Origin of the sequence: Sphingomonas sp. 3P27F8 (assembly GCF_005502745.1) — a bacterium.
Classification (GTDB): Bacteria; Pseudomonadota; Alphaproteobacteria; order Sphingomonadales; family Sphingomonadaceae; genus Sphingomonas.
Map to the genome: position 1 here is coordinate 16,306 of NZ_SCNL01000003.1, position 19,313 is coordinate 35,618.

General features: G+C 67.7%; 22 protein-coding genes. 17 read left to right on the forward strand and 5 right to left on the reverse strand.

The annotated features are described in order from the left end of the window. Positions 1-49: 49 nt before the first annotated feature. From recR to alaS, 3 genes are read left to right on the forward strand one after another with little or no spacing between them, the layout of a single operon-like run. Positions 50-646 carry a recombination mediator RecR gene (recR, locus tag FFS35_RS04720; protein WP_137786227.1) on the forward strand — a complete coding sequence of 199 codons (597 nt, stop codon included), beginning with the start codon at positions 50-52 and terminating at the stop codon, positions 644-646. 31 nt (positions 647-677) lie between these two features. After that, positions 678-1,217: a peptide deformylase gene (gene def, locus FFS35_RS04725; protein WP_137785987.1), complete on the forward strand. Its 540-nt coding sequence runs from the start codon at positions 678-680 to the stop codon at positions 1,215-1,217. Between the two features lie 38 nt (positions 1,218-1,255). After that, positions 1,256-3,916: an alanine--tRNA ligase gene (gene alaS / locus FFS35_RS04730; protein WP_137785988.1), complete on the forward strand. Its 2,661-nt coding sequence runs from the start codon at positions 1,256-1,258 to the stop codon at positions 3,914-3,916. 43 nt (positions 3,917-3,959) lie between these two features. On the opposite strand, the gene FFS35_RS04735 is transcribed toward alaS, so the two are convergent. Continuing rightward, entirely contained in the window at positions 3,960-4,508 is a 549-nt protein-coding gene (locus FFS35_RS04735; protein WP_137785989.1) for a hypothetical protein, read from the reverse strand. Between the two features lie 169 nt (positions 4,509-4,677). Here FFS35_RS04735 and FFS35_RS04740 point away from each other — a divergent pair, with 169 nt between their 5' ends. After that, positions 4,678-5,382: a glutathione S-transferase N-terminal domain-containing protein gene (locus tag FFS35_RS04740; RefSeq protein ID WP_137785990.1), complete on the forward strand. Its 705-nt coding sequence runs from the start codon at positions 4,678-4,680 to the stop codon at positions 5,380-5,382. Between the two features lie 30 nt (positions 5,383-5,412). On the opposite strand, the gene FFS35_RS04745 is transcribed toward FFS35_RS04740, so the two are convergent. Then, on the reverse strand, positions 5,413-5,820 hold the full coding sequence (locus FFS35_RS04745) for a hypothetical protein (protein WP_137785991.1): 408 nt from the start codon (positions 5,818-5,820) through the stop codon (positions 5,413-5,415). A gap of 81 nt (positions 5,821-5,901) precedes the next feature. Here FFS35_RS04745 and radA point away from each other — a divergent pair, with 81 nt between their 5' ends. The 5 genes from radA to FFS35_RS04770 are packed head-to-tail and all read left to right on the forward strand — an operon-like array spanning position 5,902 to position 10,391. After that, a complete protein-coding gene (gene radA, locus FFS35_RS04750) occupies positions 5,902-7,275 on the forward strand; it encodes a DNA repair protein RadA (RefSeq protein WP_137785992.1) in 1,374 nt (457 codons plus the stop codon). Between the two features lie 38 nt (positions 7,276-7,313). Next, a complete protein-coding gene (locus FFS35_RS04755; RefSeq protein ID WP_137785993.1) occupies positions 7,314-7,877 on the forward strand; it encodes a CvpA family protein in 564 nt (187 codons plus the stop codon). Continuing rightward, positions 7,874-8,299 (forward strand): iron-sulfur cluster assembly scaffold protein, encoded by a 426-nt coding sequence (locus FFS35_RS04760; protein ID WP_137785994.1) that lies wholly within the window; start codon positions 7,874-7,876, stop codon positions 8,297-8,299. The genes FFS35_RS04755 and FFS35_RS04760 overlap by 4 nt, the downstream gene beginning before the upstream one ends. Beyond that, positions 8,299-10,062 (forward strand): cation:proton antiporter, encoded by a 1,764-nt coding sequence (locus FFS35_RS04765; RefSeq protein WP_137785995.1) that lies wholly within the window; start codon positions 8,299-8,301, stop codon positions 10,060-10,062. Before FFS35_RS04760 ends, FFS35_RS04765 begins: the two co-directional genes overlap by 1 nt. Continuing rightward, positions 10,059-10,391 carry a DUF423 domain-containing protein gene (locus FFS35_RS04770; protein ID WP_137785996.1) on the forward strand — a complete coding sequence of 111 codons (333 nt, stop codon included), beginning with the start codon at positions 10,059-10,061 and terminating at the stop codon, positions 10,389-10,391. The genes FFS35_RS04765 and FFS35_RS04770 overlap by 4 nt, the downstream gene beginning before the upstream one ends. A gap of 11 nt (positions 10,392-10,402) precedes the next feature. Here the strand turns inward: FFS35_RS04770 and aroB are convergent, their stop codons facing one another. Next, on the reverse strand, positions 10,403-11,500 hold the full coding sequence (gene aroB, locus FFS35_RS04775) for a 3-dehydroquinate synthase (RefSeq protein WP_137785997.1): 1,098 nt from the start codon (positions 11,498-11,500) through the stop codon (positions 10,403-10,405). Further along, on the reverse strand, positions 11,497-12,039 hold the full coding sequence (locus tag FFS35_RS04780; RefSeq protein ID WP_137785998.1) for a shikimate kinase: 543 nt from the start codon (positions 12,037-12,039) through the stop codon (positions 11,497-11,499). The genes aroB and FFS35_RS04780 overlap by 4 nt, the downstream gene beginning before the upstream one ends. A gap of 80 nt (positions 12,040-12,119) precedes the next feature. Here FFS35_RS04780 and FFS35_RS19900 point away from each other — a divergent pair, with 80 nt between their 5' ends. The 5 genes from FFS35_RS19900 to FFS35_RS04800 are packed head-to-tail and all read left to right on the forward strand — an operon-like array spanning position 12,120 to position 16,063. Next, positions 12,120-12,257, forward strand: coding sequence for a hypothetical protein (locus FFS35_RS19900; protein WP_171007508.1), 138 nt, complete (start codon positions 12,120-12,122; stop codon positions 12,255-12,257). Continuing rightward, on the forward strand, positions 12,238-14,010 hold the full coding sequence (locus tag FFS35_RS04785; protein WP_137785999.1) for a hypothetical protein: 1,773 nt from the start codon (positions 12,238-12,240) through the stop codon (positions 14,008-14,010). Before FFS35_RS19900 ends, FFS35_RS04785 begins: the two co-directional genes overlap by 20 nt. Before the next feature lie 11 nt (positions 14,011-14,021). Next, positions 14,022-14,921: a tyrosine recombinase gene (locus tag FFS35_RS04790; RefSeq protein WP_137786000.1), complete on the forward strand. Its 900-nt coding sequence runs from the start codon at positions 14,022-14,024 to the stop codon at positions 14,919-14,921. A gap of 9 nt (positions 14,922-14,930) precedes the next feature. Further along, entirely contained in the window at positions 14,931-15,878 is a 948-nt protein-coding gene (locus FFS35_RS04795) for an acetyl-CoA carboxylase carboxyltransferase subunit alpha (protein ID WP_137786001.1), read from the forward strand. A 5-nt stretch (positions 15,879-15,883) separates the two neighbouring features. Next, the gene (locus FFS35_RS04800) at positions 15,884-16,063 is read left to right on the forward strand and encodes a hypothetical protein (protein WP_137786002.1); all 180 of its coding nucleotides are present in this window, start codon (positions 15,884-15,886) and stop codon (positions 16,061-16,063) included. A 33-nt stretch (positions 16,064-16,096) separates the two neighbouring features. Here the strand turns inward: FFS35_RS04800 and FFS35_RS04805 are convergent, their stop codons facing one another. Then, a complete protein-coding gene (locus tag FFS35_RS04805) occupies positions 16,097-16,753 on the reverse strand; it encodes an alpha/beta hydrolase (protein WP_137786003.1) in 657 nt (218 codons plus the stop codon). A gap of 58 nt (positions 16,754-16,811) precedes the next feature. On the opposite strand from FFS35_RS04805, the gene FFS35_RS04810 reads away from it, so the two are divergent. The 3 genes from FFS35_RS04810 to FFS35_RS04820 are packed head-to-tail and all read left to right on the forward strand — an operon-like array spanning position 16,812 to position 19,311. Then, entirely contained in the window at positions 16,812-17,912 is a 1,101-nt protein-coding gene (locus FFS35_RS04810) for an aminotransferase class V-fold PLP-dependent enzyme (protein ID WP_137786004.1), read from the forward strand. Further along, entirely contained in the window at positions 17,909-18,979 is a 1,071-nt protein-coding gene (locus FFS35_RS04815) for a cysteine desulfurase family protein (RefSeq protein ID WP_137786228.1), read from the forward strand. The genes FFS35_RS04810 and FFS35_RS04815 overlap by 4 nt, the downstream gene beginning before the upstream one ends. Next, positions 18,976-19,311 carry a 2Fe-2S iron-sulfur cluster-binding protein gene (locus FFS35_RS04820; RefSeq protein ID WP_137786005.1) on the forward strand — a complete coding sequence of 112 codons (336 nt, stop codon included), beginning with the start codon at positions 18,976-18,978 and terminating at the stop codon, positions 19,309-19,311. The genes FFS35_RS04815 and FFS35_RS04820 overlap by 4 nt, the downstream gene beginning before the upstream one ends. Positions 19,312-19,313 lie beyond the last annotated feature (2 nt).

Here is a 19,313-nt window from a genome sequence, read left to right on the forward strand (position 1 = left end):
CTCTCGACACGCTGGCGGCGCGCGACGCAACCCCCTATCTGTTCCGCTTATGGCATCGCAGGAGATCGAGGCGCTGACGAGCGCGCTGGCGCGGCTTCCCGGCCTGGGGCCGCGTTCCGCGCGCCGCGCCGTGCTGCATCTGGTGAAAAAGCGCGAGACGGCGCTGATCCCGCTGCTCGCGGCGTTGACGCAGGTTGAGGAGCGGCTCGCGACCTGCGCGATATGCGGCAATGTCGATACGACCGACCCGTGCGCGATCTGCGCCGATCCGCGCCGCGATGCGCGTTCGCTGTGCGTGGTGGAGGAGGTGGCCGATCTGTGGGCGCTGGAACGATCGCGGCTGTTCCCGGGGCGTTTCCACGTGCTGGGCGGGCGGCTATCCGCGCTGGAAGGGGTGCGCCCGGAGGATCTGTCGATCGAATCGTTGCTCCGCCGGATCGAGGCGGGCGGCGTTGACGAGGTGGTGCTGGCGATGAACGCCACGCTGGAGGGGCAGACGACCGCGCATTATCTTGCCGAGCGGATCGAGCGGATGCCCGTCCGCGTCACGCAGCTTGCGCATGGCCTGCCGGTGGGGGGCGAGCTGGACTATCTGGACGAAGGAACGCTGGCGCAGGCGCTGCGCGCGCGACGCCCGGTCGCTTGACGCTCGCGGTTCGCGCTCCTAGCTCACGCTCATGTCTGTGCTGTCCATCGTCGAAATCCCCGATCCCCGCCTGCGTCTCGTCTGCGAGCCCGTGGAGGCGGTGGACGATGAGGTGCGCGCGCTCGTTTCCGATATGTTCGAGACGATGTATGCCGCGCACGGCATCGGCCTTGCCGCAAGCCAGGTCGGCGTGATCCGCCGTGTCATGGTGGTGGACCTGCAGGAGCGGGAGACCGAGGAGGAGGACGCCAAGCCCGAGGCGAAGCGCGAACCGCGCGCGTTCATCAATCCCGAGATCCTGTGGGTGAGCGAAGAAATCTCCACCTACAGCGAGGGGTGCCTTTCGATCCCGGAGCAATATGCCGAGGTCGAGCGGCCCGCGCGCTGCCGCGTGAAGTGGCTGGACGAGAACGGCGCCGCGCATGAGGACGAGTTCCACGGCCTGATGGCGACGTGCGTCCAGCACGAGATCGATCACCTGAACGGCGTGCTCTTCATCGATCATATCTCGCGCCTGAAGCGCCAGATGCTGCTCAAGAAGCTCGACAAGGCGCGCAAGACCGCCGCGTGATACTTGAGCGGCGCGTCATGCTCGCCTAAGTCGCGGGGATGACATCGACCAACGACATCCGCCGCGCGTTCCTGGACTATTTCGGCAGCAACGGCCACCAGATCGTGCCATCCGCGCCGCTGGTGCCGCAGAACGACCCGACGCTGATGTTCGTTAACGCGGGCATGGTGCCGTTCAAGAACGTGTTCACCGGGCTGGAGACGCGCCCCTATTCCACCGCGACCTCTTCGCAGAAATGCGTGCGCGCAGGGGGCAAGCACAACGATCTCGACAACGTCGGCTATACCGCGCGGCACCACACGTTCTTCGAGATGCTGGGGAATTTCTCCTTCGGCGATTATTTCAAGGAACAGGCGATCACCCACGCCTGGACGTTGCTGACCAGGGATTTCGGCCTGCCGGCCGAGCGCCTGCTGGTGACCGTCTATCATACCGACGATCAGGCTTTCGAGCTGTGGAGGAAGATCGCCGGGCTGCCCGATCACAAGATCATCCGCATCCCCACGAAGGACAATTTCTGGGCGATGGGCTCCGACGGCCCGTGCGGCCCGTGTTCCGAGATCTTCTACGATCATGGCGATCACATTCCCGGCGGCCCGCCCGGTTCGCCGGACGAGGACGGTGACCGCTTCGTCGAGATCTGGAACCTCGTCTTCATGCAGTTCGTGCAGGAGGCGGACCAGATCATCGGGGATCTGCCGAAGCCCTCGATCGACACCGGCATGGGGCTGGAGCGCATCGCGGCCGTGATGCAGGGCGTCCACGACAATTACGACACCGATACGTTCAAGGCGCTGATCGCAGCGTCCGGCGCGCTGACCCATACCGCCACCGACGGAGACGCGACCGCGAGCCATCGGGTGATCGCGGACCACCTCCGCTGTTCGGGCTTCCTGGTGGCGGATGGCGTGCTCCCCGCGAACGAGGGGCGCGGTTACGTGCTGCGCCGGATCATGCGGCGCGCGATGCGGCACGCGCACCTGCTCGGTGCGAAAGACCCGCTGATGCATCGGCTGGTGCCGGCGCTGGTGGCCGAAATGGGCGCGGCCTATCCCGAACTGGTGCGCGCGCAGCCGCTGATCGAGGCGACCTTGCAGCAGGAGGAAACACGTTTCCGCCAGACGCTCGACAAGGGGCTGAAACTGCTCGACGAAGCGACGGCGGGGATGAAACCGGGCGACGTGCTGGCGGGCGAGACGGCGTTCCGCCTCTATGACACCTACGGCTTCCCCTATGACCTGACGGAAGACGCGCTTCGTGCGCAGGATCTGGCGGTGGATCGTGCCGGGTTCGACAGTGCGATGGCCGAGCAGAAACGCGCCGCGCGCGCCGCGTGGAAGGGGTCCGGCGCCAAGGCATCGGATGAGCTGTGGTTCGATCTCGCCGAGGAACTGGGCGCGACGGAGTTCACCGGCTATGCGAACGACACCGGCGAAGGCGTTGTTCTGGCACTGATAAAGGATGGGGCGCGTGTCGATCGTGCGCGCGCGGGCGATGCGGTGGATATCATCGTCAACCAGACGCCTTTCTACGGCGAGAGTGGCGGCCAGGTCGGCGATACAGGAACGATAGCGGGCGAGCGCGGCTTCGGCGCGCGCGTTTCAGATACCTCGAAGCAGCTCGGCAAGCTGTTCGTCCATCATGCGACGGTCGACGCGGGTGAGGTCAAGATCGGCGATCCGGTGAAGCTGGCGATCGACGTGCGCCGCCGCGCGGCCATCCGCGCCAACCACTCCGCGACGCATCTGCTGCACGAGGCGCTGCGCCAGCGGCTCGGCACGCATGTGGCCCAGAAAGGATCGCTCGTCGCGCCCGACCGGCTCCGTTTCGACGTGTCGCACCCGGTGGCGATGACCGCGGCCGAAATCGCCGATGCCGAGGCGCAGGTGAACGCGATGATCCGCCAGAACGGCAGCGTCACCACCCGGCTGATGACGCCGGACGACGCGATCGCGATGGGAGCGATGGCGCTGTTCGGCGAGAAATACGGCGACGAGGTGCGGGTCGTGTCGATGGGCACCGATGAAGGCGACAAGATCTATTCGCTCGAGCTGTGCGGCGGCACGCATGTCAACGCGCTGGGCGATATCGGCTTGCTCAAGGTGATCAGCGAAGGCGCGGTTTCGTCCGGCGTTCGCCGTGTCGAGGCGCTGACCGGCGAGGCCGCGCGCGCCTGGTTCGTGCAGCGCGACGAGAAGCTGCGCGAGACGGCGTCCGCGCTGAAGACCACGCCGGACGAGGTGCCCGCGCGCGTCGCATCGCTGCTGGAGGACCGCAAGCGACTCGAACGCGAACTGGCGGAGGCGAAAAAGGCGCTCGCGATCGGTGGCGGTTCGGGCCCGGCCGCGCAGGCGCAGGAAATCGGCGGTGTCGCCTTCATCGGGCAGGTGCTCGACGGGTTCGAGGCCAAGGGATTACGTGGCGCAGTCGACGAGGCGAAGCAGCGGCTAGGCTCCGGTATCGCGGTGCTGGTCGCGATCAACGACGGGCGGGCATCGGTCGCCGTCGGGGTAAGCGATGATCTTGTGGCGCGGTTCAGCGCGGTCGAACTGGTGAAGCGCGCCGTCGCGGCGCTGGGCGGGCAGGGTGGCGGTGGCCGGCCCGATATGGCGCAGGGCGGTGGCCCCGATGCGGATAAGGCCGACGAGGCCGTCGCGGCGGTTCGCGCCGCGCTCGACGAGGCCCGCGCCGCTGTCTGAACGAATGCTCGCCCCGGGATGATACCGGGGCGAGCGATCGTTGTTACTTCTTCGGTGCAGCGTTGCTGATCGCCGCAGCAAGTTGTTCGGCGGTGAGGCCGATCGTTATCCCGTTGGTGCCGGGCGCGAAGCCCGTGATCGGCAAGCGTGCGTCGCCCTTCGCGGTGGTGACGGTTACGAACTGCGCATCGGCATCCTTGATCGTGCCGACCTGCGTGCCGCCCGCGCCATAGACAATCGCGCCCGGAACAAGCTTTGCCTTGAACTCCGCCGAGCCCGGCCCCGCTTGCGCCGCGGCCGCCTCAAGCTGGGCCTTAGTCAGGCCAAGCGTCGGGCCTTTCGGGCTGGTGCCGAAGGAACTGATGGCAAGTGCCGCCTTTACCGTGCCGGTATCGACCACCGCATTGGTGCCGTTTATCGCGGCGATCGTGCCGACGACCGCGCCCTGCGCGTCATAAACGGTCGCGCCCGCGGTAACGCCCGTTGAGGCGGGAGCGGCAGTGCCGGCGGGTGCCGCCGGTGTGGTCTGGGCAAAAGCCGGGGTGGCAAGCATCGCGCCAGTGGCGGCCAAGATGAACGCTTTACGATACATGTTGCTTTCTACTCCTCGGATAATTTCGAGGTAATAACGATCATTTTGCGAACTGGCTCCGCAACCGTTGCGCGGCGGGCGGAGACGGGCGGCGGATGAATCGGCGGTTGATCGCGGCACGCAGATGGTTACTCACGGGCAATCCCAAGCCGTATCAGGAGTGATCTCGATGAGCGATCTGACCGCGTTTCCGATCACCCGCCGCTGGCCTGCGACGCATCCTGACCGGATACAGCTTTATTCGCTGCCGACGCCGAATGGCGTGAAGGTATCGATCATGCTTGAGGAAACCGGCCTCGCCTATGAGCCGCATCTGGTAAGGTTCGCAGAGAACGATCAGAAAACCGCGGAATTCACGTCCCTTAATCCCAATGGAAAGATCCCCGCGATTATCGATCCGGATGGCCCGGGCGGCCGAGCGATCGGCCTGTTCGAGAGCGGCGCGATCCTGCTTTATCTGGCCGAGAAAACCGGCAAGTTCATGCCTTCAGACCCTGCCGCGCGGTGGCAGGCGATGGGCTGGCTGATGTTCCAGATGGGGGGCGTCGGGCCGATGTTTGGCCAGCTTGGCTTCTTCAACAAGTTCGCCGGCCGGGAGTGGGAGGACAAGCGGCCGCTACAGCGGTACGTCGATGAGGCGAAGCGTTTGCTTGGCGTGATGAACGGTGCGCTCGCGGAAAAGCCGTGGTTTGCCGGCGAGGATTATTCGATCGCCGACATCTCGATGCTCGGCTGGGTGCGCAATCTCATCACTTTCTACGAGGCGCGCGAGCTGGTGGAGTTCGATCGCTATGCCAATGTGGCGGCATGGCTGGAACGCGGCCTTGCGCGACCGGCGGTGCAGCGCGGGCTGACGATACCCGGCGCGGGGTGAATACGGCCGGGCGGACGCGTCACCGGCCGCCTAGCGCAAGAGCTGCTTCACGCCCTCCAGCGCGACCGCGCGATGCCCGACGCAGACCGGCGCGGCTGACAGACGGATCCGGCGCACCGGCTCGCCATTCGCGGGGGCGATATCGACATCGAGCGTGAAGCCGCGACGATGCGCGATCGCATGCGCGCGCAACTGCTCCATCGCGCAACGGGATTCGCCGACGTAACAGTCCACGGCGCTGCGACGTGAGAGCTGTTCGTGGGGCGGGAAGCCGAACAATTCGTATATGGCGCGATCCCAGGCCATCTCCCCGGTGGAAAGGTCGAACGACCAGCGGCCGCCGACAGTGTCCGCAGAAGGCATCCACGAATCGATTCGCTCGCGGCGCTCGGACAGCGCCCAGCTCGAGGCAAGCGGGAGGGGTTCGGGGAAGATCATCGCCGGCGCTTTTCGCATTGCAGTAGTTAACTTTATGCCACCACCGTTCCCCTATCGTTCCGCCGATGCTAGTGATCGCGCATGGCCAGAATCCAGAAGCGCTTTGTCTGCCAGTCGTGCGGCTCGGTCACGTCCAGATGGCAGGGACAATGCCTCGATTGTTCGGAATGGAACACGCTGGTCGAGGAAGCGCCGGCGATCGTCACCCCGTTTCATGCCAAGCATAACCTGCAGGGCGGCGGTCGGGCGATCACGTTGATCGGTCTGGATGCGGATGTCGCGTTGCCGGATCGGCTGGAGAGCGGGATCGCCGAACTCAACCGTGCGCTGGGTGGCGGCTTCGTGGAGGGGTCGGCCACCTTGATCGGCGGCGATCCGGGGATCGGCAAATCGACCTTGCTGTTGCAGGCAGCGGCCAGGATGGCGCTGGCGGGCGTGCGTGTCGCCTATGTCTCCGGCGAGGAAGCGGCCGATCAGGTGCGGCTGCGGGCGCGGCGGCTGGGGCTGGGGGCGGCGCCAGTGCAACTTGCCGCCGCGACCTCCGTTCGCGATATCCTGACGACGCTGAGCCAGGGGCAGCCGCCGGCGTTGCTCGTGATCGATTCGATCCAGACGATGCATTCGGACCTGATCGAGGGAGCGCCCGGCACCGTCAGCCAGGTGCGCGCATCCGCGCAGGAACTGATCCGCTTCGCCAAGGACCGCGGCACCGCGCTGGTGCTGGTCGGCCATGTGACCAAGGACGGAACGATCGCCGGTCCGCGCGTGCTGGAGCATATGGTCGATACCGTGCTCTCGTTCGAGGGCGAGCGCAGCCACCAGTATCGCATCCTGCGCGCGATCAAGAACCGCTTCGGCGGCACCGACGAAATCGGCGTGTTCGCCATGCAGGCGGAGGGACTGGCCGAAGTTTCAAACCCTTCCGCCCTGTTCCTCACCCAGCGTGAGGAGGGCGTGACGGGCACCACCGTCTTCCCGGCGCTCGAGGGGACACGCCCGGTGCTGGTGGAGATACAGGCGCTGGTCGTGCGGCTGGCGAGCGGCGCCACGCCGCGCCGCGCGGTAGTTGGCTGGGATTCGGGGCGGCTGGCGATGATCCTCGCCGTGCTGGAAGCGCGGTGCGGCCTCAGCTTCTCCTCCGCGGAAGTGTATCTCAACATCGCCGGCGGCTATCGCGTACAGGATCCGGCGGCTGACCTTGCCGTGGCGGCGGCGCTCGTGTCGGCGCTCAGCGAGCGGCCCGTGCCGGCCGATGCGGTGGCGTTCGGGGAGATCGCGCTTTCGGGTGAACTACGCCCCGTGGCGCATGGGGCCTTGCGGCTGAAGGAAGCGGGCAAACTGGGGTTCGAGCGCGCGATGGTGCCATCCGCGATCGCACGCGACAAAAGCGACCTGCGGCTTTCCGGCTTCCGCACGCTGGGGCAATTCGTTGACCATATGCTGGGGCGCGGGTAGCGCTTGAGCCGCGATCGCCCTTTCTCGAAACGGACCCGATGAACCTCAACGCCGTCGATATCCTTGTTCTGCTTGCGGTAGGGGGAGGCGCCCTGCTGGGGATCAAGCGCGGTTTCGTGACCGAGGTGCTGGCGCTGTTCGCCTGGGTCGCGATGATCTTCGCGCTGAAATTCTTCCACCTGCCGTTGGCGAAGGTGCTGACAGGCGTGATCGGCACGCAATCGGGCGCGGCAGTGCTGGCGTTCGCGGTGCTGGCGGGCATCACGTATTTTCTCGGCCGGCTTGTCGCGAACGCAATCGGCGCGCGGGTGCGCACCTCGGTGATCGGCCCGATCGACCGGGCGCTCGGTTTCGGTTTCGGCGCGCTGAAGGGACTGATCCTTTCAAGCCTGGCGTTTCTGCTGGTGGTGCTGGTGCTCGATACGATCGGTGGCGGCCCCACGCATCGCCCGGCGTGGCTGGCCGAGGCGCGCACCTATCGCCTGCTCAACGCCACCAGCGCCGGAATCGCCGATTTCGTCGACCGCCGCCGAAGGGGCGAGCCGGTGTTCGGCCCGCACACGACCATCCCGGCCAACTCCAGCGCAGGCACCGGCCAATGAGCGCCTCGCTCTATAACGAACGCATCCTGCGCCTGGCGACCGAGGTGCCCGATCGCAGGATCGAAACGCCGATGGCGTCGAGCGAGAAGCGATCGCCGATCTGCGGCAGCCGCGTGACGGTGGAAGTGAATCTCGATGCCGAAGGGCGGGTGAGCGAGATCGGCATGCTGGTCCGCGCCTGCGCGCTCGGGCAGGCATCGTCGGCGCTGTTCGCAGCCGATGCGCTGGGACGGTCTCCCGAGGAACTCGCGGCGGCTCGCGATGCCCTGACCGCTTGGCTGGCCGGCACCGGCCCGCTGCCCGACTGGCCCGGCATCGACGTGTTCGTGCCCGCGTTGACGCATAGCGCGCGGCATCCGTCGATCCGGCTGGCGTTCGAGGCAGCGGCCGAAGCTGCCGAGCAGGCGCGGGGAGCCGGCTGATGCACGAGGCCGGTGCCACCACCTCGATGTTGCGCGACGGATTTATCCTGCTTGGTGCGGGCCTCGCCTTCGTTCTGCTGTTCCGCCGCCTCGGGTTGGGGGCCACGCTCGGCTATCTGATTGCGGGCGCTGTCGTGGGGCCGCAGATCCTGGGGCTGGTCGGCGATGCCGAATCCAAGCTTGGTGTAGCGGAACTCGGCATCACGCTATTGTTGTTCGTCGTCGGACTGGAGCTGAACCCGTCTCGCCTGTGGCGGATGAAAGAGGATATCTTCGGGCTCGGGCTGATCCAGGTTGTCGCGTGCGGCGTGGCGATCAGCGCGATCATCGCGATATTCGCGCATTTCTCCCTTCCCGCCGCGTTCGCGCTCGGCCTGCCGCTGGCGCTTTCCTCCACCGCGCAGGTGCTGCCGATGCTTCAATCGGCGGGGCGGCTGCGGACTCCGTTCGGCGAGCGCGCCTTCTCGATCCTGCTGTTCCAGGATCTGTCGATCATCCCGCTCATCACCATCATCGCCGCGATGAGCCGCAATCCGGCCGATACCGGAGGGCCGCCCGGATGGCTGCTCGTGATCTACACGGTCGCGGCGATCGTCGGACTGATCCTTGCGGGCCGTTTCGTGCTGCGCCCGCTGTTTCGCGGCATCGGCAATCTGGGCGAGCGCGAGATGTTCGTTTTCGCCGCCCTGTTCACCGTGATCGCGAGCGCCGCGCTGATGGAGGCGCTCGGCCTGTCGACCGCGCTCGGCGCATTCGTCGCGGGCGTGATGCTGGCTGACAGCCCGTATCGGCACGAGCTGGAAACCGATGTGGAGCCGTTCCGCTCGATCCTGCTCGGGTTGTTCTTCCTCACCATCGGCATGATGCTCAACCTCCACGCCATCGCGGAGCGGCCGCTGTTCGTCCTGGCGATGGCGCTGGCGCTGATCGCGACCAAGGCGCTGGTGATCTTCCTGATCGGCGTTGCCTTTCGCATGAGCTGGCGGGGGGCGCTGGCGCTCGGCGTATTGCTGAGCCAGGGGGGCGAGTTCGGCTTCGTGCTGTTCGCACAGGCGCAGAACGCCTATCTGATCGCGCCGGATGCCGCCTCGTTGTTCGGGGCGATCATCACCTTGTCGATGGCCACCACGCCGTTCCTGATGATGGCGACGCGGAAGCTGCGCGAACAGCCGGCGGTGGTGGGCGAAGAGCGCGAAGGCCCCAATGCCGACGGGGCGAACGCGCTGGTCGTCGGCTATGGCCGGTTCGGGCAGACGGTTGGCCAGATCATGCTGGCGAGCGACATCCCGGTCACGCTGATCGATACCGATATCGAGATGATCGACATCGCCGCCGAATTCGGCGCGAAAGTCTATTATGGCGACGGCACGCGGATCGACGTGCTGCGGCAGGCCGGCGCGGCGGAGGCGGAACTGATCCTGTTCTGTATCGACGGCGATCAGATCACGCCGGACATCGTGGAAGGCGTGCACGAGGCATTCCCCGGCGCGGCGATCTATGTTCGCGCTTATGACCGCCGTGCGCTCGTGAAGCTGAAGAACGGGGCGGCGACGCTGGTTGTGCGCGAAGTGATGGAATCGGCAGTGAAGATGGCGCGCGCCGCCCTTGACGGGCTCGGCATCGACAAGGCGGAAATCAATCGCGCCGAGGAAATGTATCGCGCGCGCGACAAGGAGCGGCTGCGCATCCAGATCGAAGCCGGCGATATCCGGGCGGCGCGTGCGCTGACCGCGCAACAGGTGCCGTGGGGAGACGGGAAATGAACGTGCTGATAATTCTCGCAGCGCTTTCCGGCGCGATGGCGGTCGCCGCCGGCGCCTTCGGGGCGCATGGTGCGAGCGGCGCGGCGGCGGAGTGGCTGAAGACCGGCGCGCATTACCAGCTTGTCCATGCCGTCGCCGCGCTCGTCGCGCTCGGGCTGGAGGCGCGCGGACCGGCATGGCTGTTCATCGCGGGTGGCGCGCTGTTTGCTGCCACGCTTTACCTGATGGCGCTGGGCGCGCCGCGCTGGCTCGGTGCGATCACGCCGATCGGCGGCACGCTTCTGATCGCGGGGTGGCTGTGGCTCGCGTGGAGCGCGGCGCGCCGCTGAGACGACGCCAATTACCGCGCGGTGGCGAGAAACGCCTCCACCGCGCCGAGATCCACGTCACGATCAAGATAGGTCGCGCCGATCCCGCGCGCGAGCAGGAAGGGGATGCGGCCGGCGCTTGCCTTCTTGTCATGGCGCATATGCTCGATCAGCCGCGCAGCGGGGGCGTCGATCCCGGCGGCGGCGAGGCCATCCGGCAAGCCGTTCGCGCGCCAGTGGGTCGCGACGCGATCGGCGTCGATCGTGGGGCACAGGCCCTGTTGCGAGGAGAAACCGAATGCCAGCGCACAGCCCGCGGCGACGGCCTCGCCGTGGAGGAGGCGATCCGAGAAGCCCGCTTCCGCCTCGAGCGCGTGGCCGAACGTGTGGCCAAGATTGAGCAACGCGCGGCGGCCCGACGTCTCGAACTCGTCATCGCCGACGATCCGCGCCTTCGCCGCGACCGAATGGGTGATCGCCTGCACCCGGGCATCCGCATCGCCGGCCAGCAACCGCGCGCCATTGGCCTCGCACCAGGCGAAGAAGCCGGCATCGTCGATCAACCCGTATTTCACCACCTCCGCATAACCGGCGCGCAGCTGCCTCGCGGGGAGCGTATCGAGCACATCCGGGTCGATCAGCACCATCTTCGGCTGATGAAATGCGCCGATCAGGTTCTTGCCCGCGCGGGTGTTGATCCCCGTCTTGCCGCCAACCGACGAATCAACCTGCGCAAGCAGCGTCGTCGGCACCTGAACGAAGCCGCAGCCGCGCTTCAGGATCGCGGTGGCGAAGCCGACCAGATCGCCGATCACCCCGCCGCCGAGCGCCAGCACATGATCGCCGCGTTCCACACCTAGATCGAGCAGCCGGTCGCACAGCGCCTCCAGCGTCGGCCAGCTCTTCGATCCCTCGCCCGCGGGCAGCACGATCGACTCGCTCCGCAAACCCGCCGCGTCCAGTGAGGCGCGCAGCGTGGCAAGGTGTGTCGAGACGTTTTCGTCGGATACGATCACGATCGGGCGGCCGCGCGCGATCTCGCCGATATGCGCGCCTGCGCGCGCCAGCAGCCCGGATTCGATGACCACGGGATAGCTCCGTGCGCCCAGTTCGACCTTTACCACGCTCACTTGCCGATCGCCTCCATTATCGCGCGCACCGTCATCTCATGGGGCACGTTGTTGCTCGGCACCCGGACGGGGGCCTGCGCGTAAAGCGGGTTGCGCGCCGCAGCCAGTTCCCGCAGCACGACTTCCGGATCCTTGCCGACAAGCAGCGGCCGGTGGCTGCGCTTGCGCACCCGTTCCACCAGCACCTCGATCGCGGCATCGAGCCAGACGGCAAGCGCGTCGGAAAGGATCAGCGCGCGCGTCTCATCGTTGACGAATGCGCCGCCGCCGGTCGCGATCACCTTCGGCGCGCCGTCCATAAGCCTGGCGATCACCCGGCGCTCGCCATCGCGGAAATATTGCTCGCCATATTGGGCGAATATCTCCGCGATGTTCATGCCGGCGGCACGCTCGATCTCATTGTCGGCATCGACGAACGGCAGGCCCAACCGGATCGCCAGCCGCCGTCCGACCGTGGACTTTCCCGCGCCCATCAGCCCGACCAGCACGATCGGCTGACCGTTCCAGGTGGCCTGAAGGGAGGCGGGGCTTTGCAACATCGTTCGTGCGGCTATACAGCGCAGCGACGCGGTGACCATAGTTCACATGGTCGGGTTCCCGCGTCGGACAGGATAGGTGTATGTCTCGGTTGGTCGTCTCGCTCGTGGTGCTGCTGCTGATCGTGATCGGCGCGCTGTTTTTCTTCGCCGGGCGAGCGGGTGAAAAGCCGACGACGCGGATCGAAAAGGCGGTCGAGCTTGGCAATCTCGCGGGTTAAGATCGCGGCGGCCGCGCTGACGGCCGCTTCGCTTGCCGCCGCCGCGATCGCGCAGAACAGCAAGAACCCCGAATCGCTCCTGCCACCCGGCTTTGGCGAGCCGGTAGCGCAGCCTGGCGGGGCTGCGCCATCTGGCGCGCCGGCCGCCGTACCCACCGGCACTGTCCAGCAGCTGCCGTCGAACGTTGCGGATAACGCGCTTCTGCCCGCGCCGGAGCCGAGCGCGACGCCCACACCCGATGCGGCGACGCTGGCGCAATATGAAATGCCCCCGTTCGCGCGGCGCTCGCTCGATTTCGTCGGGCCGACCGGCGCCAGCGAGGGCGGGCTTGCGCCCGATGCGTGGGGCAGTGCCGACGGTCGCTTCCTCGAAACGCTGATGCGGCGGCTCTCCGCGCCGCTGCCATCACGCTGGCTGTCGATCGCGCTGCGCCGCGCACTTGTATCGCAAGTCAACACGCCGCGCGGGCTGAACGGCGCGGATTTCGCCGCCGAGCGCGCCTGGCTGCTGCTGCGCATGGGCGAATCGGTTTCGGCGCGTGCGCTCGCGCAGTCGGTCGATATCGGCAACGTCACGCCGAAGCTGCGTGATGTGTGGATGCAGACGGCGCTGGCGACGGCCGATCCCGCGGCGCTTTGCCCGCTGACCGATGCGGCGCTGCGCGACGACAGCGAACCGGGCTGGGTGCTGGCACAGGCGATGTGCGCGGCGCTGGTCGGCACGCCGGGAGAGGCGCAGCCGCTGATCGCCGAAGCACGCCGGGCGCGCGTGGCCAGCGGCGTTGATCTGCAACTGGCGCAGAAGGTGATCGGCGCGGGCGCGGACAGCCGCCAGGCGATCACGATCGAGTGGACGCCGGTCGTCCAGCTGAATGCGTGGCGCTTCGGCCTTGCCACCGCGACCGGAATCGCGGTGCCGGATTCGCTGTATCAAACGGTCGGCCCCCAGGTGACGGGCTGGCGCGCGCTGGCCCCGGCGATCCCGCTGGCCGATCGGATCGAGCCGGCGGAGCGGGCAGCGGCGATGGGGGTGATCTCCAATCTCGCGCTGGTCGATTTTTATGGCGCGCTCGACGCGATGGAGGATGCGCCGGCGGTGCTTTCGGCGACCGCCTCCGATCTGCGCAGCGCCTATGCCGGCGCGGATGTCGCGACCCGGATCGGCGCGCTGCGACAATTGTGGCAGGCGGGCACCGCGCCGCAGGCGAAATACGCCCGGCTGATCCTTACCGCGCGTGCCGCGGGCCGGGTGCGCCCCGGAGATGGCAAGGACGAGGCCGATCGCCTCATCGCCGCGATGCTTTCCGCCGGGATGGATCGCACCGCGATGCGCTGGCGCGATACGGCGCCGGCGGGCAGCGATGGCTGGGCGCTGCTGGCGCTGGCCGATCCCGATGCGACGGGCCGGCTCGGCTACAGCCAGGTTTCCGGCTACGCCGCCGCCAGAAAGCGGCAGCTCTTTTTTGCCGGCCTCGCGGGGCTGGGCCGACTTGCGCCGAACGATATCGAGCGCGGTGCGCAGGAACTGGATGTCAGGATCGGCACCGAGAACGCCTGGACCCGCGCGCTGGACCGCGCCACGCGCGAGCGCCAGCCTGCGACCGTGCTGCTGCTGGCCGCCGCGGGGATGCAGACCGGCGATTGGCGCGGGGTGCCGCCCGACATGCTCTATCGCATCATCACGGCCCTGCGTTTCGTCGGGCTGGGCGGCGACGCGCGGATGATCGCGGTAGAGGCGCTCACGCGCACCTGAGCGGGATCGCGATGAGCAATGATCGCGCCCTGATCGACCGCTTTCTGGAGATGATGGCGGCGCAGGTGGGCGCGGCGCGCAACACTATCGCCGCCTATCGCAGCGATCTGGCGCTCGCTTCCGACGCCCTCGGGGGCGCGTTGGCGAACGCCGACGAGGCTGCGCTCGCCAGGCTGGGCGAAAGCTGGCTGGACCTGTCGCGCTCCAGCGTGGCGCGCAAGGCGGCGGCGCTCCGGCGCTTCTACGCGTTCCTGATGGACGAGGGGCTGCGACGCGACGATCCGGGCCATGCGCTCCCCCGGCCGGGCGCGCGGCGCGCGCTGCCCAAAACCCTGTCGCATGCCGATATCGATCGTCTGTTCGCCACGATCACCGCGCGGCTTGCACGCGACCCTGTCGATCCGGGCGACCGGCGGATGGAGGCGCTGCTCGAACTGCTCTACGGCTCCGGCCTGCGCGCGACCGAACTGGTCTCGCTGCCGCGCAATGCGATCCAGCCGGATCGCCCGTTTCTGATTCTGCGCGGCAAGGGCGGGCGCGAGCGGCTGGTGCCGGTATCGGATCGCGCACGCGCGGCTGTCGCGAGGTGGCGCGAGCATGTGGCGGCCGACCGCGCCTTTCTGTTTCCGTCGGGGAAGGGGCATCTTTCGCGCGTCCGCCTCTATCAGCTCGTGCGCGCGCTGGCGGCGGCCGCGGGCATACCGCCAGACCGGATCAGCCCGCACGTGTTGCGCCATGCCTTCGCGACGCATCTGCTGGAAGGCGGCGCGGATCTGCGCGCGCTGCAATCGATGCTCGGCCATGCCGATATCGCGACGACCGAGATATATACGCACGTGGACAGCCGCCGCCTCGTTGAACTGGTCAACGAACGTCATCCACTCGTTGACGCGGGCAAGCGCTCGCCCTAGCGCACCACGATGCCGACTTTCCTCGATTTCGAGAAGCCGATCGCCGAGCTTCAGGCGCGTATCGACGACCTGCGTGAGACGGGCGCCGATGGCGGGGTCGATCTCCGTGCCGAGATCGCCAAACTTCAGGCCAAGTCCGACAAGCTGTTGCGCGACACTTTCGCGAAGCTCACGCCGTGGCAGAAAACGCAGATCGCGCGCCATCCGGAACGCCCCCATTTCAAGGATTATGTCGCGGGACTGTTCGACGAATTCGTGCCGCTCGCGGGCGATCGCGGCTTTGCCGACGATCAGGCGATCCTGGGCGGGTTCGCGACGTTTCGCGGGCAGCGCGTGCTCGTGCTGGGGCACGAGAAGGGCGATGACACCGCCTCGCGGCTGAAGCACAATTTCGGGATGGGCAAGCCGGAGGGCTATCGCAAGGCGGTGCGCCTGCTCGACCTTGCCGACCGGTTTGGATTGCCGGTCGTCACGCTGGTTGACACGTCGGGCGCGTTCCCCGGCCTGCAGGCGGAAGAGCGCGGGCAGGCCGAAGCGATCGCGCGCTCGACCGAGGCGAGTCTCGCGCTGGGCGTGCCGATGGTCGCGGCGGTGGTGGGCGAGGGCGGCTCGGGCGGCGCGATCGCGCTGGCGAGCGGCAACCGCGTGCTGATGTTCGAGCATGCCGTCTATTCCGTGATCTCGCCCGAAGGCTGCGCCTCGATCCTCTGGCGCACCGCCGACAAGGCAGCCGAGGCGGCGGAGGCGATGAAGGTGACGGCGCAGGATCTGAAGGCGCTGGGCGTGATCGATGCGATCGTTCCGGAGCCGGTGGGCGGCGCGCATCGCGAACCGGCCGTGGCGATCAGTGCGCTGGGCGATGCGATCGAGCGGTCGCTGGGTGAGCTTGCGGGCATGTCGCCAGAGGCGCTGCGCAAGGATCGCCGGGCGAAATTCCTCGCCATGGGCCGCGTGTGAACAGCATGCTGACCGGCATCGCTCAGGCGGCGCCGGCGATCGCGATGATCGGCGCCTTCGCCTGTCTGATCGGCGGACTCTATCTGGTGAGCAAGGGCCGGGATCGCCGAAAGGGCGCGCTGTTGCTCGTCATGGCGGCGGTGCTGGTGGCCAACGTGCTGATCTGGACCTTGCCGACGGCGTGAGAAAGGGGCGCCGGCAGCGCCCCTTCCCGTAGATCAGCGGATCGGCGAATCCGGCGCGAGACGCATGTCGAGATAATTGTCGACCGACCTCATCAGGTCGTCCATCTCATGCTCGAAGAAATGATTGGCGCGCGGGATCACGTCGTGGTGGATCGTGATGTGCCGCTGGGTGCGCAGCTTATCGACCAGCTTCTGGGTCGCGCCCGGCGTGGCCACCTCGTCCTGCTCGCCCTGGATGATGATGCCCGAAGAGGGGCACGGCGCCAGGAAGGTGAAATCATAGAGGTTCGCAGGCGGCGCGACCGAGATGAAGCCGCGAATCTCAGGGCGGCGCATCAGCAACTGCATGCCGATCCACGCGCCGAACGAGAAGCCGGCGATCCAGGTGGTGGATGCTTCCGGATGGAAGCTCTGCACCCAGTCAAGCGCGCTCGCCGCATCGGAAAGCTCGCCGATGCCGTTGTCGAACGTGCCCTGGCTTTTTCCGACGCCGCGGAAATTGAAGCGCAACGTGGCGAATCCGCGCCGCTGGAACGTCTTGTACAGCGATTGCACGATATGATTGTTCATCGTGCCGCCCGCATTCGGATGCGGATGCAGGATCATCGCGACGGGCGCGCGCGGCTTGGGAGCGGGGGCGAAACGCCCCTCGAGACGGCCCTCGGGGCCGGGGAAGATAACTTCAGGCATTGTTTCCCGTTCATTGGCGGCGCGGGTGTAGCGCCGGGCGTTGCGCGCTATATAGGAAATGTCACCGGATTTGGAACGAGTTTTGCCCGAACAAGCAGCGCCACCGCGTCTCTACCTCGATCACGCCGCCACCACCCCGATGACGGCGGACGCGATCGCTGCGGTCGCGCGCGGGCAGCGAATGTGGGCGAACCCCTCGTCGCCGCATCGCGAGGGGCGCGCCGCGCGCGCCGCGCTGGAGGAAGCGCGGGCGACGATCGCGGCGGCCTATGGCTGGAGGCATGAAACGCTGTTCACCAGCGGCGCGAGCGAATCATTGGCCCTGGCGCTGGGGCGATCGCTGATCGGGCGGCGCATCATTTCGGCGGTTGAGCATGATGCCGCGATCCGCGCGGCGGGGGTGGCGGAAACGGCTCCGGTGGACCGGGAAGGGGTGATCGATCCCGTCGCGCTGGCGGACCTGCTGGCGGCCGGCCCCGCACTCGTGTGCCTGCAATGGTGCAACAGCGAGACGGGGGTGCGGCAGCCGATCGCCGCCGTCGCGGAAATGGTGCATGCCGCCGGGGGGCTGTTGCTGGTCGATGCGGCGCAGATGCCTGCGGCTCGCGACCTGGCCGGTCACGCCGATTTCGTCGCGCTCTCGGCGCACAAGCGCGGCGGTCCGCCGGGCATCGGCGCGCTGCTGGTACGCGATCTCGCGACGCTGCGACCAAGCGGTGGGCAGGAACGCGGCTATCGGCCGGGGACGGAGAATTTGCCCGCCGTGCTGGGCTATGCCGCCGCGCTGGCGGAGCCGGAGCCGGATCACGGGGTGCTGCGCGACAAGCTCGACGATGCGATCCGACGCTCCGGGGGGCTCGTCGTCGCGGAGGGCGCACCGCGTCACCCCGCGATCGGCAGCTATCGCCTGCCGGGGCTGGCGGCGACCGCGCAACTGATCCGGCTGGACCTGGCCGGCATCGCCGTTTCGGCCGGAAGCGCCTGCGCGAGCGGCAGCATGAAGCCAAGCCACGTCCTGCGCGCGATGGGGTGGAACGAGGATGACACGCGCGAGGTGGTGCGGGTCAGCTTCGGCCGCACGACGAGCGAGGCCGACGTCGATCGCTTCGTCATCGCGTGGCGGGACATGGCGCGACAGGCGCGGCGGCTGGCGGCATGAGCTATCTCGATTATCAGGCGACGACACCGCTGGCGCCAGAGGTGTTCGAGGCGATGGTGCCGTGGCTGCGCGACGATTTTGCGAACCCGCATTCCGCCCACTCCGCCGGCCGAAAGGGCAGGGCGGCGATCGAGGTGGCGCGTGCCCGGATCGCGGCGTTGCTGCCGGATGGCGGGCGGGTCGTCTTCACCTCGGGCGCGACGGAGGCGCTGAACTGGGCGATCAAGGGCGTCGACGGCCCAGTCGTGACGATCGCTACCGAGCATGCCGCGGTGCTTGATACCGCCGGCGCGTCGAGCGGTGCGCGGATCGTTGCGGTAGATCGCGATGGCATGGTCGATCGCGCGGCGCTGGCCCCCGCTCTCTGCGGTGCGGGGCTGGTCGCGGCGATGCTCGTCAACAACGAGATCGGGGTGATCCATCCGGTCGCTGACATCGCGCGGGACGCGCGCGCTGCGGGGGCGCTGTTCCTGTGTGACGCGGTGCAGGGCTACGGCCGCGTCGCCATTCCCGACGGGTGCGACCTGATCGCGCTGTCCGCACACAAGATCCACGGGCCCAAGGGCGTGGGCGCGCTGTGGATACGCGACGGTGTGACGCTCCGGCCGCTGCTTCATGGCGGCGATCAGGAGGGCGGGCGTTCGGGCACGCTGAGCCCGGCGCTTTGCGTCGGATTCGGCGTCGCGGCGCGCCTGATGGCGGAGCGAGTCGAGCAGGATCACGCGCATGTCGAGCGATTGTGGTCGATCGCCGCCGATATGTTTGGCGGCTGGACGGTCAACGGCGCGACCGATCGACGCTATCACGGCAACCTCAACGTCCGGCGCGCAGGCCTGGACGTGAACCGGCTGGTGTCCGACTGCCGCGACATTGCCTTTTCGGCAGGCTCGGCCTGCGCGAGCGGGTCGGGCCGGCCGAGCCACGTGTTGAAGGCGATCGGCCTTACCGACGCGGAAGCGCGCAGTTCCATCCGCCTCGGGTTCGGGCGCTACACCAGCGAGGGCGAACTGGAGGCGGCGCTGGCCCGCATCCTCGCGGCGGCCGATGCGCAGAGGATAGCGGCATGAGCCTGAAAGTGCGTTTCATCGCCGTCGATGGCACGATCGCGGAGGCGCCAGCCAGCGCCGGCGAGAGCCTGCTCGATATCGGGCAGCGCGCCGGGCAGCCGCTCGAGGGAACCTGCGAGGGCCAGATGGCGTGCGCGACCTGCCATGTCATCGTGGATGACGCGGATTTCGATCGCATCCCGCCCGCGAGCGCGGACGAGGAGGATATGCTCGATCTGGCTTTCGGCGCGACGCGAACCAGCCGCCTCTCCTGCCAGATCGTGCTGAGTGAGGCGCTCGATGGCCTGACTGTACGATTACCATCGGGTTCACGGAACATGCAGGGGCGCTGAAG